The 12735-nt window shown below is 65.8% G+C and carries 16 protein-coding genes and 1 pseudogene; 9 read left to right on the top strand and 8 right to left on the bottom strand.

Features of this window, described 5'->3' with window-relative positions; translation table 11 throughout:
- The 4 genes from ACFQEU_RS05990 to ACFQEU_RS05975 form a co-directional block, all read left to right on the top strand.
- Window positions 1–461: tripartite tricarboxylate transporter permease (locus ACFQEU_RS05990; protein ID WP_379780252.1), on the top strand; the 461-nt coding region annotated here is incomplete at its 5' end.
- A 103-nt stretch (window positions 462–564) separates the two neighbouring features.
- Complete coding sequence (locus ACFQEU_RS05985; RefSeq protein ID WP_379780250.1) at window positions 565–744, top strand: HVO_2753 family zinc finger protein; 180 nt, start codon at window positions 565–567, stop codon at window positions 742–744.
- Between the two features lies 1 nt (window position 745).
- On the top strand, window positions 746–1012 hold the full coding sequence (locus tag ACFQEU_RS05980; protein WP_379780248.1) for an elongation factor 1-beta: 267 nt from the start codon (window positions 746–748) through the stop codon (window positions 1010–1012).
- 111 nt (window positions 1013–1123) lie between these two features.
- A complete protein-coding gene (locus ACFQEU_RS05975) occupies window positions 1124–1951 on the top strand; it encodes an HpcH/HpaI aldolase family protein (protein ID WP_379780246.1) in 828 nt (275 codons plus the stop codon).
- A gap of 76 nt (window positions 1952–2027) precedes the next feature.
- On the opposite strand, the gene ACFQEU_RS05970 is transcribed toward ACFQEU_RS05975, so the two are convergent.
- The gene (locus ACFQEU_RS05970; RefSeq protein ID WP_379780244.1) at window positions 2028–2579 is read right to left on the bottom strand and encodes a DUF1684 domain-containing protein; all 552 of its coding nucleotides are present in this window, start codon (window positions 2577–2579) and stop codon (window positions 2028–2030) included.
- Between the two features lie 91 nt (window positions 2580–2670).
- On the opposite strand from ACFQEU_RS05970, the gene ACFQEU_RS05965 reads away from it, so the two are divergent.
- A complete protein-coding gene (locus ACFQEU_RS05965) occupies window positions 2671–3072 on the top strand; it encodes a hypothetical protein (protein WP_379780242.1) in 402 nt (133 codons plus the stop codon).
- Between the two features lie 11 nt (window positions 3073–3083).
- On the opposite strand, the gene ACFQEU_RS05960 is transcribed toward ACFQEU_RS05965, so the two are convergent.
- The 3 genes from ACFQEU_RS05960 to ACFQEU_RS05950 form a co-directional block, all read right to left on the bottom strand.
- Entirely contained in the window at window positions 3084–3788 is a 705-nt protein-coding gene (locus ACFQEU_RS05960) for a helix-turn-helix domain-containing protein (RefSeq protein ID WP_379780240.1), read from the bottom strand.
- A gap of 124 nt (window positions 3789–3912) precedes the next feature.
- Window positions 3913–4191, bottom strand: coding sequence for a DUF7521 family protein (locus ACFQEU_RS05955; protein WP_379780238.1), 279 nt, complete (start codon window positions 4189–4191; stop codon window positions 3913–3915).
- Window positions 4188–4571, bottom strand: coding sequence for a helix-turn-helix domain-containing protein (locus ACFQEU_RS05950; protein WP_379780236.1), 384 nt, complete (start codon window positions 4569–4571; stop codon window positions 4188–4190). The genes ACFQEU_RS05955 and ACFQEU_RS05950 overlap by 4 nt, the downstream gene beginning before the upstream one ends.
- 100 nt (window positions 4572–4671) lie before the next feature.
- On the opposite strand from ACFQEU_RS05950, the gene ACFQEU_RS05945 reads away from it, so the two are divergent.
- A complete protein-coding gene (locus ACFQEU_RS05945) occupies window positions 4672–5046 on the top strand; it encodes a DUF7853 family protein (RefSeq protein ID WP_379780234.1) in 375 nt (124 codons plus the stop codon).
- 50 nt (window positions 5047–5096) lie between these two features.
- On the opposite strand, the gene ACFQEU_RS05940 is transcribed toward ACFQEU_RS05945, so the two are convergent.
- Window positions 5097–7247 carry a (Fe-S)-binding protein gene (locus tag ACFQEU_RS05940; protein ID WP_379780232.1) on the bottom strand — a complete coding sequence of 717 codons (2151 nt, stop codon included), beginning with the start codon at window positions 7245–7247 and terminating at the stop codon, window positions 5097–5099.
- 236 nt (window positions 7248–7483) lie between these two features.
- Between ACFQEU_RS05940 and ACFQEU_RS05935 the strand changes: the two genes are divergently transcribed.
- On the top strand, window positions 7484–7966 hold the full coding sequence (locus ACFQEU_RS05935) for an Lrp/AsnC family transcriptional regulator (protein ID WP_379780230.1): 483 nt from the start codon (window positions 7484–7486) through the stop codon (window positions 7964–7966).
- A 51-nt stretch (window positions 7967–8017) separates the two neighbouring features.
- Here ACFQEU_RS05935 and ACFQEU_RS05930 read toward each other — a convergent pair whose 3' ends face one another.
- Window positions 8018–10414, bottom strand: a complete 2397-nt coding sequence (locus tag ACFQEU_RS05930) for an APC family permease (protein WP_379780228.1) — start codon at window positions 10412–10414, stop codon at window positions 8018–8020.
- A gap of 420 nt (window positions 10415–10834) precedes the next feature.
- Here ACFQEU_RS05930 and ACFQEU_RS05925 point away from each other — a divergent pair, with 420 nt between their 5' ends.
- Both ACFQEU_RS05925 and ACFQEU_RS05920 read left to right on the top strand, forming a co-directional pair.
- Complete coding sequence (locus tag ACFQEU_RS05925) at window positions 10835–11188, top strand: hypothetical protein (protein ID WP_379780226.1); 354 nt, start codon at window positions 10835–10837, stop codon at window positions 11186–11188.
- Window positions 11189–11318: 130 nt separating this feature from the next.
- Complete coding sequence (locus ACFQEU_RS05920; protein WP_379780224.1) at window positions 11319–11681, top strand: hypothetical protein; 363 nt, start codon at window positions 11319–11321, stop codon at window positions 11679–11681.
- A gap of 7 nt (window positions 11682–11688) precedes the next feature.
- Here ACFQEU_RS05920 and ACFQEU_RS05915 read toward each other — a convergent pair whose 3' ends face one another.
- Window positions 11689–12402 (bottom strand): energy-coupling factor transporter transmembrane component T family protein, encoded by a 714-nt coding sequence (locus ACFQEU_RS05915; RefSeq protein WP_379780222.1) that lies wholly within the window; start codon window positions 12400–12402, stop codon window positions 11689–11691.
- A gap of 40 nt (window positions 12403–12442) precedes the next feature.
- Window positions 12443–12735: pseudogene (locus ACFQEU_RS05910) on the bottom strand (energy-coupling factor ABC transporter ATP-binding protein); the annotation flags it as partial.

Here is a 12735-nt window from a genome sequence, read left to right as displayed (position 1 = left end):
TCGCGGCCGTCGCGGCGCTTCCCGCCGTCCCCCGACGGGAAGCCGACAGGGGGTTCATCGTCGCGACGAGCGGCGCGAACACGACCAACACGGTGTTCGCGCTGTTCGCACTCGCCGCGTTGGGGACGCCCCGAACCGGCGTCACCGTCGCCATCGAGGAGGCCGGCGTCCCGCTCGCGCTTCCCGTCCTTCTCGTCGCGGTCGCGACCGCCGCGGTGTGTGGGTTCACGCTCGTCCTCCTCGTCGGCGACGCCTACCTGCGCGTCGTCGGGAACGCCGACTACACCACGCTGTCGGTCGCCGTGTTGACGTTGCTCGTCGGCGTCTCGTTCGCGTTCGCGGGAGTGTTCGGCGTCGGCGTCTTCGCCGTCTCGGCGCTTCTCGGACTCGTTCCACCGCGGCTCGGCGCGCGCCGGGTGCATCTGATGGGCGTGTTGATCGGTCCGCTGATGCTTTCGTAAGGACACGCGGGCACGAGCGGGGTGAGACCGACCCACGACACTGCTCACCCCGGGGCGACGGCAAAGAACAACGGTTAAACGTCGCGCGCCGGTGAGAACAGGTATGAGCGAAACCGAAAGCCGGAGCACACAGCAGTGTGTCTCCTGTGGCATCCAGGTGTCCGGGATGAGCGCCGCGCGGTTCGCCTGCCCGGACTGTGGCGCGACGATCCACCGATGCGCGAAGTGCCGAAAGCAGAGCAACCTCTACGAGTGCCACGACTGTGGCTTCCGGGGGCCATAACATGGGCGACGTCGCAGCCAAGATCAAAGTGATGCCGAACAGTCCCGAAGTCGACCTTGACGACCTCCAGGACAAGCTCGAGGAGTCGCTCCCGCAAGGAGCGAAGATCCGCGGCTTCGAGCGCGACGACGTCGCGTTCGGGCTCGTCGCACTGCTCCCGACCGTCATCGTCCCCGACGGCGCGGGCGGCACCGAGGCCGTCGAGGAGGCGTTCGCCGACGTCGAGGACGTCGAGTCCGTCTCCGTCGAGAACGTCGGTCGACTGTAGTCGGTCCCGCTTTTCAGCCCGTTCTCTCGCGCGCCAAGTGGTGACGCCGGCCCGAGATCCGTGCGGTCCGGCCGCACCGACCCTTATTACTGCCGTACGAGAACGGTCGGTATGGATCTGAAACGGAAGCTGCGAGCGGGCGATCGGCCGGTCGGCGGCTGGTGCTCGCTCCCGTCGCCGAGCGTGGCCGAAGCCCTAGCGACCGCCGCGTTCGACTTCGTGGCGATCGACACCGAACACGCGACGGCGACGACGGAAGCCGTCGAGAACGGGATCCGTGCGGTCGAAGCCGTATCCGGGGCGACGGAGCCCCTCGTCAGGGTGGCGGAGGTGGACGCGACCCGTATCGCACGCGCCCTCGACGCGGGGGCGGCGGGGGTGATGGCACCGCAGGTGAACACGGTCGAATCGGCCCGCGAACTGGCTCGGGCGTGTCGCTATCCGTCACAGGAGGCCGACGACGCTCCCGCAGAAGCGGAGGGATCCAAGGGAGACGGCAGCAGCTCCGTGAACACCGGCACCCGCGGTGTCGGTCTCGGGCGCGCCTCCGCCTACGGGAGACGGATCGACGAGACGGTTCGGACCGCGAACGACGAGGTCGCGGTGATAGCCCAGATCGAGACGGAGAGGGGAGTCGAGAACGCCGAGGCGATCGCCGACGTGGCCGGGATCGACGCGCTGTTCGTCGGTCCAGCCGACCTGTCGGCGTCGCTCGGCCGGTTTCGCGCGTTCGACGACCCCGCGTTCGAGACGGCGATAACCCGAAGCGTCGCCGCAGCGGAGATGGCGGGGATCCCCGTCGGAACGCTGGCGACGAGCGAGAAGCGGATCGACGCGTGGCTCGACGCCGGCTTCGACTTCCTGATCGTCGGTACCGACGCCGGATTCCTCGCCGCGGGCGCGGATCGGGCGATCGACCGGTACGAAGAATCGGTGTGAGGTCGCCCTCCGACCCCGGTGTCTCCGTATCTATCGAGCGGTGACGTCCGTTTTTACGTATAAGATGGGTGACCGGTCACTCGAGCGTCGGGGCTCTCTCGCCGGCGGGGACGACGGTCTCCAGCCAGTTCTCCTCTGGCGGGAGCGGACACGCGAACGTCTCACTGTACGCACAGAACGGGTTGTACGCGAGGTTGAGATCGAGCGTGACGGCGTCGCCGTCGGCGAGTGAACCCTCGGGTTCGAGCTCCATGTATCGCCCCTGATGGTACGTCTGCTGGCCGGTCGTCTTGTCGCGGAACGGGACGAATATCGCGCCGTCGTCGCCTTCTTGGCGGTACCCCGCGAGCGTGTACGTCTCGCCGTCGAGCGCGAACCGGAACGTGACGACCCGGAGGTACCGAACCGGGTTGCTCGCGGTGGTCTCCATCTCGACCGGTTCGGGGTCGTCGTGGACGGTCACGGTCGCCTCGACGCGGTACTCCGGGTCGGGGTCGAAGTAGTCGAGCCCGTCGAAGCCGTCGCGGTGTTCAGGCGGGATCGGCGACTGCGGGTGATCGGCGAAGAACTCGTCTTTCTCCCGGCGGTTGGCCCGGAGGCGGTCGGCGTAGGATGGGTCGTCGCTCATACACAGTGTTCGTAGAGCCGGTACATAAGTGAAGATCGGATCTCTGGGCCCTTCACACAAAGTATTTAATCGGTTGATTTATAGAATTGATATGAAAAATAATATCGTTCTTTCGTACATGGTAGTTTCTTCAATAGTGGCTATCGTCCCGTTTTTAAATATCGTATTGCCAGCTGGTATGGATCTATCTATTCCACCGGAATTATTCATAAACCTTCTTATATTTATTGTGATCCCCATATGCGCGTACTATTTGGACGATCGTTGTAGTGTTGGAGAGGATTGGCGGTACTCGATCAGCGTTTATATCGGAGCCCTGTTGACGGTTCTAGCGTTTTATCACTCCGAAGTCGTGTTCGGTGTGACTTTGATCGCGTTCTCAGTTTGGGTATTTGAATCAGCAGTGATCTCGAAGAGCCTGTTTCGACTTTTTGTCGGGGAGATGGGTGCGATCGCGGCAGGAGTGGTGATCGTGGTATCCCTCGTTGGATAAGCCCGAAGTGATCACAGCTCCCGGAGGTCCGCGAGGCAGGCGTCGAGGTCGCGCGTCGAAGTCGCCAGGGAGAACCCGTCGACGCGGGCGAGGTCGCCGGCGTGCTCCCAGAGGTCGTCGGCCTCGATACCGTGGAGCACGACGGCGTTCGGCGTCGGGCTGACGACCCGCATCGCGACCAACGGCGACTCCCCACGGGTCACTCGCGTGAACACCAGCGCACGGTTCGTCGACTGGCCGTACAGCCGGTAGAACTCCTCGCTCGAGAGCCGGGTGATCGCCTGAATGGAGTCGATCACCGTGTGGCCGTTGACGTGGTCGCGGTCGCCGCGGACGATCTCCGTCGCGCCCATCGCGTCGTAGAACGCGTCGAGCGGAACCGCGGTGGCGTACTCCCGGAGGTCGTGAACGATGTCGCTCTCGAACCCCGCCGAGAGCACCCGGGCGTACTGGCGGAGTCGACCGCCCCCGCGCCGTTCGTCGATGTCGAGCAACCCCTCGACGGTTCGTCGGACGACGCCGATACCGGGGCTCTCGCGGCGACCGCTCTCGTAGTCGGAGACGACGGACGACGACACCCCGAGCTGGTCGGCCAGCTCCGTCTGAGAAACGTCGAAGTCGGTCCGCCACTTACGGAGGGTCGCCCCCGGATCGTCGCTGAGGGTTATTTCCCCCGCGATCCGGCGGGAGAGCTCCTCGCGTGCGGTCTCGCTCATCGGTTCGATCGTCGCGAGAGCCGCACAAAAGGGTACTGTTCGGCCGACGGGTCTCCTGTCGCCCCAGGGTCCGGATCCACTTGGTCCGACCCGCCACCGATCGGTCCGACCCGTCCCCGACCGGTCACTCCACGTACAGCGAGTAGACGATCACGGCGAAGCCGACCGCGGTCAGCAGGCTGTCGATCGCGATCCCGACGGCGAGGTCCGCACCGATGATCTGGTGGGAGACGCCACCGACGAGCGCGCCGACGGTGACGACGCCGAACCCGATCCCCAGCGCGCGCAGCGAGGGATCGCCGGTCCGCTCGAACGCGCGGAGCGCGTAGTAGGTGATTGAGCCACCGAGCAGGAGGATGGCGGTCTTTGCGACGATGATGGCGATGTCTATGTGGGCACTCATGTTTCCTCACGGAGTTCGGACCAGAGGTCGGCGAGCCGTTCGTCCCGGGTCCGCTCGGGGCGCTCGAACTCGACAGTGAGCTCGCGGTCGGCCTCGTCGTTGATCGACACGTGAACCTCCTCGAACGCGACCGAGTAGCGCGTCGTGTGCTGGCCGTCTCGTCGGATGTCCGTCGATTCGCTCAGGAGCGAAGCGTCGACGAGCGTCTCCAGTTTCCGGTAGGTCGTCGACAGCGGGATACCGCACTCCTCCGAGAGCTCGCTGGCGGTTTTCGGCTCCGAGAGGGCGAGGACGATCCGCTGGGCGGCGTCGTCGGCAAGCGCATCGAGGACATCGGTAACGGCCGGTGGATCCTCTTCACGCGACGGGTCCCGCACCATGACCGTCCATTCCGGCCGGCAGGGGTTAAACCATCGAACTTCGAGCCGTCGTGGGACACACGCATACTTTTAAGCCCCTCCCTACGGAGAACCCACGTGAATGAGCCCTCCGAGAGACGGCCAGTCGGCCGATCCGACGTTCACCCGCGAGGAAGCGTGGGTCGCACACGCCGCGCTGCTGGCGGCCTGTGAGCGAGCGGCCGACGATCATCGGACCGTCGATCCCCCCGCGCTCGCCGGTCCGACAGAGCGCGACGCCGGCGGCGACACCGCCGAGGTCGACCCGGTAAATCCGTATCGGCAGCCGATCCGCCGCATCGAACGGGGCGACCCGCTCGACGCGACGGAGACCGCGCTGTTACACGACGCGCTCGTTGATTACCTCGGCGACGCGCCGGTTCGCGACCGGGCCGCGGGTCGCGCCCTGCTTCGCCGTACGGCCGCGACGATCGACGCGGGCGAGATCGACCACTGAAACACTGAGAAACCGCCGCGCCGGAGATCGAAATCGCCCTGTCGCCCCCGTTACGACCCCGTTTCCAGCGCCTCCAGCAACAGCTCCGCGACGTCGACGATCTCGACGTCCTCCTCGAACCCACCCGTCTTCCGCCCGTCCTCGAACATCGTCGTACACATCGGGCAAGCGACGACGAACTTCTCGACGGCGTCGCCCGCGGCGGTGTCCTCGACCGCCTCCCGGAGGCGTTCCTCCGAGGGCTTCACGTCCTCGTCGTGTTCGGTCCAGAGACCACCACCCCCGCCGCCACAACAGAAGGATCGCTCGCGGGAGCGCGGCATCTCGTGGAGTTCGGCCCCGGTCGCACGGATCAGCTCGCGGGGTGCCTCGTACTCGTCGTTGTAGCGTCCGAGATGGCAGGGGTCGTGGTAGGTGACCGTGTAGCCGAGCTCGTCGCCGGAGAGCCCCAGCCGACCGTCCTCGACCAGCTGTTCGACCACCTGCGTCCAGTGAAACACGTCGATCCCCCCGTCCGGGTTCCACGGCTCCTCGCGGTCGAACGGCATCATCGGGTCGTCGGCGAACTCGGCGAAGTCGACCTCGGGGTACTCGTGTTTCATCGTGTTGTACGAGTGCGGGTCCGTACAGACGATCGAGTCGAACTCGCACTCCGCGAACGTCTCGACGTGGTGACCCGCCAGCTCGAGATAGAGGAACTCCTCGCCGATCCGGCGGATGTCGTTGCCGTCGGTCTGCTCGTCATCGAACAGGATGCCGAACTCGACGTCGGCGGCCTCGAACAGGCGGGCGAGCGCGCGGGCGACGTTCTTGTTCCGATCGTCGAAGCTCGGGTAGTCGCCGACGTACCAGAGGTACTCGACCTCGGTCTCGCGCGCGTCGTCGATCTCGAAGTCGAGCTCGTCGGCCCAGTCCGCACGGGCGGCCTGCGACGCCCCGAACGTGTTCCCCGACCGCATCACGTCCTGAAACACGTCTTGGAGGTTCGAATCGACCGCTCCCTCGTCGACGAGCTGGCGGTTCATCTTCGTGAACGAGGTGAGGTGTTCGATGTCGACGGGGCAGGCGTCCATACAGGCCATACAGGACATACACGACTCCATCGACTCCGCGGCGACGACGCCGCCCTCGTCGGCGACGATGGGGACGGTTCCGCCGTCCGTCGCCATTCGATCGTCGCGTCCGACCACCGGGTCGTCGCTGACCGACTCGCGATACGCCTTGAGATCGAGGATCACGTCGCGCGGGTCGAGGTTTCGCCCGACGGTGTCGGCAGGGCACGCCGAGGTACACCGGCCGCATTTCGTACAGGCGTCACCGTCCATGAGCTCCTTCCAAGTGAAGTCCTCGATGGACTCGGCGTTCGTGTGATCGAGGTCGGCGGGGACGTTCGGGAGTCTCGCGCCCGCCTTCTCGTCGCGGGCGACGACGTTCGCGAACGAGGAGATCATGTGGAACGGCTTCGCGTATGGGATCCACGCGATGAACGCGAACGCGAGAAGCGAGTGGTGCCACCAGATCACGCCGTAGGCGGCCTCCGCACCGGCCTGCGTCAGTCCGGCCCACTGGAACGCGTTCGCCATCGCCATCCCGACGAACGAGACGGTTTCGCCGGCGCGCTCCGGTTGGCCGACGATCCCGAGCGCTTGAACGAGGAACCCGCCAACGCCGAGGAGGAACAGGGTCCACACGAACGCGTCGTCCTCCAGCGAGGTGTGTTTCCCCCACAGTCGACCCTCGCGGTTCCGGTATCGTTTGTAGATGGCCATCCCGACGCCGACGACGAACAGTAGGCCGAAGGCGTCGACGACGAACTGGTAGGCCAGATAGAAGTCGCCGACCCAGAACGACTCGCCGGCGAGGGGGCGGTAGACGTCGATATCGAAGCCGAGGATGGCGGTCGCGACCACGAGGACGAGGAACCCCCACAGCACGAACGTGTGCATCACGCCGGCGTACAGGTCGCGGTCGTACTGGTTCTCGTTCGAGAGCACCGTCTTCGTCGCGGCAACCGTTCGGGCGGGGAGGTTCGACAGCCGGTCCCGCGGGTCCGAACGTCCCTGAGAGTACGCCGCGAACCGGGCGTACACGCCGTACAGGAACACGAGGATCGCGACCGCGGCGAGCCAGTAGAAGGCGGCTTTCCCGATCGGACCGATGGTCCAGAACGTCTCCCGGGTCGCCGCCTGCAGCGGAGTCATGATCGATCAGGTGGGTAGCTTCGGGTTAAAACTTGCCACAATGAGAAGCGGGTACTCGAGGATTCTCGTCGGCGAGGACCGGCCCGTCCGTCGGAGACGGCACGCCGCTCGAATGGGCGAGCGGAGCGCTTCCACGGGCGAGTGGGGCGCTTCCACGGGTGGGCGAGCCGGCGACGCGATTCACGCCGATCGGAAGCGATTACCGCTCGCGCTCGCGAGGAGGATCACGTGATCCGATGATGGTGAGACGGGATAACTACCGGCTGGACGACGTCGATCAGCGGATCGTCTACGAGCTCATGCGTGACGCGAGGGATCTCTCCGTCCCGTCGCTCGCGGAGGAGCTCGATATCGCTCCCGGCACGGTCCGAAACCGGATCGAGCGGCTGGAGGAGGAGGGGGTGATCGAGGGGACGACGGCGATAATCGATTTCGAGCGCGCCGGTGGCCGGCTCCGCGTGTTGTACATGTGTACGGTCCCCGCGGCCGAGCGCGATCGGCTCGCCGCCGAGGCGCTCGCGCTCCCTGGCGTCATCAACGTGCGCGTCCTGATGGCCGGTCGACGCGACCTCCACGTCGAGGCGGTCGGTGAAGACACGGAGGACCTTCGAGAGATCGCCCGGGAGCTCTCCACGCTCGACATCCGGATCGAGGACGAGGAGCTGGTGGAGGACGAACGCCGTGCTCCCTACGAACCGTTTCGCGACGCTGACGAGTGAACTGGCCGCCCCGAACACATCCAAGAACGGGCTGACGGAGGCGCTGACGGCCTACGCGAACAGGTAGTCGGTTAGGAACCGTTTCACTCGACTCCGGGACTCCCGACCGTCGTGCGTCTGTACCATGAGTGCGGTACAGTCGACCGACTCCACTAGCTCGTTGCCCGGCCGACCGAGCAGCCGACCGGTCATTCCCGTCCGATCGACGCCGGTAACGAGCAGGTCCGCGTCGCCGACGAATCGAGTCAACCCTTCGATCCGGTTGTCGGTCTCGATCACCGTCGAGCGCGTCGGTACCGTACAGATCGAGATCAGGTCCGTGTGGTACGCCTCCATGGTTTCCCGCTGCGTGTCCGGGGCGTCCTCGGGGATCGCTTGGAGGAGGTTGATCGTCGCGTCAGCCTCCTCGGCGATCGCGTCCGCAAGCAGGAGCTTCACCGGGTCGTACGCCCCGCGGTTGGCGACCACGCTGATCTCGTCGAGCCCGTCGAGCCCGCGGTCCTCGACGAGCACCACGTCACATGGCGCGTTGTCGAGGAGCCAGTCAGTCTCTCCACCGAACAGGCGACGGTGGAAGTCGGCACGGTCGCGTTCGACCATCAGGAGGTCGTACCCCTCCAGCGTCGCGACGTCGACCATCGCCCGCTTGTGGTCCTCGCTGTCGACCTCACGGTACTCGATCCGCGTGTCCGCGGCCGCGTCCGTTTCCGTCGGGTCACCGGGTCCGCTCCCGCCGCTGTCGCCGTTGCCGCCGATCGAGTCGCCGGTCACCTCGACCCCGCCGGAGGTGAGCGTTGGGGGATTTACCGATCCGTGAGGGACCCAGTCGGGCCTGTCGTCGGCGTCCGTTCCGAGCCACTCGGGCGGGTCGGTGTCGTGGACCTCGACGTGGTCCTCGGCGAATACCCGATGCGGGATGTCGAGGAACTCGACGACCGAGACCACGGTCGACCGGAGTCGCCCGAGGTCGGTAGCGACCCGGAGCATGTCACGTTTCGCTCTTTCGGACGTCCGTTCCGTCACGCCGACGAGGACGTCGTACTCGGTATCGCTCTCGAACAGTTCGCGGGTCCGCTCGACCGCAGCATCGCCGATGTTCCGACGCACGGTGTCACGGGCGGCGCCCTCGCGGTCTATCCGTTTACGGACGTACCCGTAGTACCAGGCCAGCGAGCCGGCGATGATGATCACGGCGCCGACGATCGGGATCGTTCCCATCTGGCTCAACAGCACGAACCCAGCGACGATTCCGAATATTTGGATCCACGGATACAGCGGCGCGATCCAGTCCGGGTCGTACCCCTCGACTGCGCCTTCTCGGAAGCTAATAAGCGCGACGTTGATCAGCACGAACACGAGGATCTTGAACGCGCTCGCCAGCTTCGCGATCTGTAAGATCGGGAAGACGGCGATCATGACGAGGATCACCGCACCGGTGAGCATCACCGCTCGCGTCGGCGTGTTGAACCGGTCGCTGATCTCGGTCAGCGACGAGGGAGCGAGGTCGTCCCGGGCCATCGCGAACGGGTACCGCGAGGCGGATAACACCCCGGCGTTGGCCGTACTGATGAGCGCCAGCATCGCGGCCAGCGTGACGATGGCTACGCCGGGAGTGCCGAGCAGGAGCCGTCCGGCCTCCGCGACGATCGCGTCCTCTGCCCCGGGGATCCCGATGTTCGCGAGTCCGCCGGCCTCGTTGACCGGGAGGACGCCGACGAGCACCCAGACGATGAGTACGTACAGCCCGCCGGTGAAGAACAGCGATCCGAGCATGCCGAGCGGGATGTTCCGCGAGGGGTTCTCGATCTCCTCGGCGACGCTTGCGATCTTCGTCACGCCCGCGTACGAGACGTACACCGCGCCGGTCGCCTCCAAAAGGGAGAGCGATCCTGCGGCGCGCGGATCGAACGACCCCGACAGCCGCGAGGACTCGACCGCGGGGATCCCGGCGACGACGAAGATCGTCATCGCCGCCAGCATCACGACGACGATCCCGACCTGGAACCGGCCGGTCACATCGGATCCGACGAGGTTCAACGCGATCAACACGAGCGCGATGCCGATCGCGATCGCCTCGATCGACACCGGGAGGTCGCCGCCGAGCACGTACAGCAGGTACGGGACGCCACCGACGAGCGCGAGCGCGCCCTTAAACGACAGCGAGAACCACGTCCCAAGCCCGGCGATCGTCCCGAACAGCGGCCCCATCCCGCGTTCGATGTAGAGGTACGTCCCGCCGTCCTGCGGCATCGCCGTCGCCATCTCGATCTTGGATAGTGCCGCCGGTAACACGAGGACCCCGGCAAGCAGGAAGGCGAGGACCATCGTCGGGCCCGCGATCCGGTACGCCAGCGCGGGGAGGATGAAGATCCCCGATCCGACCATGGCACCGATGCTGATGGCTCCAACGGAGAACAGCCCGAGATCGCGTTTGAGCCCGCTAACCATCGGTCACCCGTCCGTCGATGCCGAGTTTCGGTTGGCTCGGTCGGCTCGGTCGGCTCGGTTCGACGCATCGATTCAGCTCGATGTATTGATCCGGTTCGGCGTGGCGGTGCGTTCGCTGAGTGGGAGTGATAGCTACCATCATCGTTCGATCCGGCGTCCGTCCGTGCTGCCGATCCGCGGCGATCCGCTCGAGACCTGTCCAGTCTCTGTTCGATCATGAATTATCTCTTTATGATAATAAATCTGTTTTTCTGAATTCCCATATGATATCTGTTACGTTAACCGATCCAACCGTGACGAGTGTCCTACTAATGATCTGCACTAGTGATGTTTCGGTCGGAGAAATAGCGATATCGGGCGTGTGCCGGGCACCCGTGTCCGGGAAAGATTTATGCCGATAACTGAATATTCCTAATGTATATGAGATATCTTGAGGCATACCGTACCGAGGCGATCACGCTGTTGATCGTCGTTGCGCTGGTCGTCGGTACGCTGGAAGGGTTCCACATCGGTGGGGTCGATCCGGTCGCGGTCGTCGGCGTCGGCGTCGGCCTCGCGGTCGTCTCGATGGGTATACTCCGCGCCATCGCCGTCGCCGAAGGGTTGTTCCTCGCGGAGGCTATTTCGGCGTCCGTACTCATCCCGCCGGTTATCGAACCCACGCTCCGATTCGAACTAATCGGCGTGTGGCTCGCCGTCTCGTTCGTGCTCGGTGTCGTGTTGAGTCGAGTCGCTAAGCGAACGGAACCGGCGTCCCCACGGGTCGACCCCTGACCCCTCCCTCGGGATCGTCACCAGCACGCGTGTCCGGTTCGACACCCCCTGCATGCTGCACTCACTGAACTGTACTGGCATGGAGCACGCCATGGTGTACACTTAGATACTACTGGAGCATGTGGAGATCATGCGCCGCTCTCGTCGCACCCTACTTCGCCGTGCGGTTCGCCATCCGGATGTGGTCGCGGCATCGCTGCGATATCACGTCCGCCGACTCGTCACTCGACCGATCCGGACCGCGATATGGCTCGCGTTCGTGTACGTCGTGGTCATCACCCTGTTCGTCGTCGGGAACGACGTCGAAGCCGCCATGCTCGCGGTCGATTCCGGCCTCTCGACTGCTATCGCCCTCTCGCTGCTTCCCCCGTGGTACGTTCTCCTGCTTGTGGGCGTCGTCGTGCTCGTCTCGGTTCCGATCACGTCGGTGACGATGGGCCTCCGTCGTGACCTCCGGTCAAGCCGGAGCCGTCGTCGTCGGTTGGATGAATAGTCGTTCGTCAGACGACGGTGACGAGCGCAGCGGCGAATAGTCCCGCGCCGACTCCCAACGCCCCGTAGTCACCCCGACTGAACGACAGTCGGGGGAGCGTCGGGTTCCACGCGAAACACCGAGCGGAGAGCGCGGTCCCGAGTCGATCGGCACGGCCGAACACACGGTTGATCCCGCCGACGGCGACGATCCGGAACCGGTCGCGAAGCGGTAGTGACCCCCCAGATCGTGCGTGAACCGCCTCTCGCGTCGCGAGCAGGTCGCGTTTCAACAGGGGGAGGAGCCGGAACACGAGCGCGACGCCGACGCCGAGGAACTGCCCCGGTTTCCCCGGCACAGTCCGTTGGATCGCCGCCCGCGACTCCCGGACGGGTGTCGATCGGACGTACGCCGCGGCGACGACGAGCACGAGGAGGACGCGATACCCCGCGAGCCCGGTGTCGATCGCCCGTTCGACCCGAAACCACGGCGTGCCGAGCGTCGCGCCGGCGACGAGCGGGGCGAGGAGCAGGAAGGGGAACGCGAACCGATACGCCCACAGGTCGGACGGACCGCCACCAGCGAGCCACAGACAGCCGACGGCGACGACGGTGAGGGCGGCGAGCCCTCGAGACGTCGTATGCGCGTAAGCGACCGCCGCGAACGCGACCTGGACGAGCAGCTTCGACCGGGGGTCGAGCCGATGGGCGACCGAGTCGCCGGGGGCGTACGAGAGGGTCATCGAGGGGAGCAGTGACGCGTCATCGGTGAGGCGAGCTGTCTCATCGGGACTCCCCGCTCGGGACGCGAACGCCGATCCCCGGGAGCTCCGTAGCCGCCTCGTCCGGCGGGGCATCGACGACGACACGGCCGTCAACGAGCCCGACAACCCGGTCCGCGAGCCCGAACACGTCGCGGAGGTCGTGGGTGACGACGACCACCGACGTCCCGTCGCGGTCGAGCGCACGGAGCCGGTCGAGAACCGCGCAGCGGGCCGGTTCGTCCAGCCCGGTGAACGGCTCGTCCAGGACGAGGTGGTCCGGCTCCATGGCAAGCGCGCCGGCGATCGCGACGC

It is taken from the genome of Halorubrum tibetense, from assembly GCF_042661865.1.
Taxonomy (GTDB): Archaea; Halobacteriota; Halobacteria; order Halobacteriales; family Haloferacaceae; genus Halorubrum; species Halorubrum tibetense.
This window is presented reverse-complemented; position numbering and strand designations above follow the sequence as displayed.

Bases quoted from the DNA above. Each gene is read 5' to 3' on its own strand.
- ACFQEU_RS05985 (WP_379780250.1), top strand. From the start codon at position 565: ATGAGCGAAACCGAAAGCCGGAGCACACAGCAGTGTGTCTCCTGTGGC.
- ACFQEU_RS05980 (WP_379780248.1), top strand. From the start codon at position 746: ATGGGCGACGTCGCAGCCAAGATCAAAGTGATGCCGAACAGTCCCGAA.
- ACFQEU_RS05975 (WP_379780246.1), top strand. From the start codon at position 1,124: ATGGATCTGAAACGGAAGCTGCGAGCGGGCGATCGGCCGGTCGGCGGC.
- ACFQEU_RS05970 (WP_379780244.1), bottom strand. From the start codon at position 2,579: ATGAGCGACGACCCATCCTACGCCGACCGCCTCCGGGCCAACCGCCGG.
- ACFQEU_RS05965 (WP_379780242.1), top strand. From the start codon at position 2,671: ATGAAAAATAATATCGTTCTTTCGTACATGGTAGTTTCTTCAATAGTG.
- ACFQEU_RS05960 (WP_379780240.1), bottom strand. From the start codon at position 3,788: ATGAGCGAGACCGCACGCGAGGAGCTCTCCCGCCGGATCGCGGGGGAA.
- ACFQEU_RS05955 (WP_379780238.1), bottom strand. From the start codon at position 4,191: ATGAGTGCCCACATAGACATCGCCATCATCGTCGCAAAGACCGCCATC.
- ACFQEU_RS05950 (WP_379780236.1), bottom strand. From the start codon at position 4,571: ATGGTGCGGGACCCGTCGCGTGAAGAGGATCCACCGGCCGTTACCGAT.
- ACFQEU_RS05945 (WP_379780234.1), top strand. From the start codon at position 4,672: ATGAGCCCTCCGAGAGACGGCCAGTCGGCCGATCCGACGTTCACCCGC.
- ACFQEU_RS05940 (WP_379780232.1), bottom strand. From the start codon at position 7,247: ATGACTCCGCTGCAGGCGGCGACCCGGGAGACGTTCTGGACCATCGGT.
- ACFQEU_RS05935 (WP_379780230.1), top strand. From the start codon at position 7,484: ATGATGGTGAGACGGGATAACTACCGGCTGGACGACGTCGATCAGCGG.
- ACFQEU_RS05930 (WP_379780228.1), bottom strand. From the start codon at position 10,414: ATGGTTAGCGGGCTCAAACGCGATCTCGGGCTGTTCTCCGTTGGAGCC.
- ACFQEU_RS05925 (WP_379780226.1), top strand. From the start codon at position 10,835: ATGAGATATCTTGAGGCATACCGTACCGAGGCGATCACGCTGTTGATC.
- ACFQEU_RS05920 (WP_379780224.1), top strand. From the start codon at position 11,319: ATGCGCCGCTCTCGTCGCACCCTACTTCGCCGTGCGGTTCGCCATCCG.
- ACFQEU_RS05915 (WP_379780222.1), bottom strand. From the start codon at position 12,402: ATGACCCTCTCGTACGCCCCCGGCGACTCGGTCGCCCATCGGCTCGAC.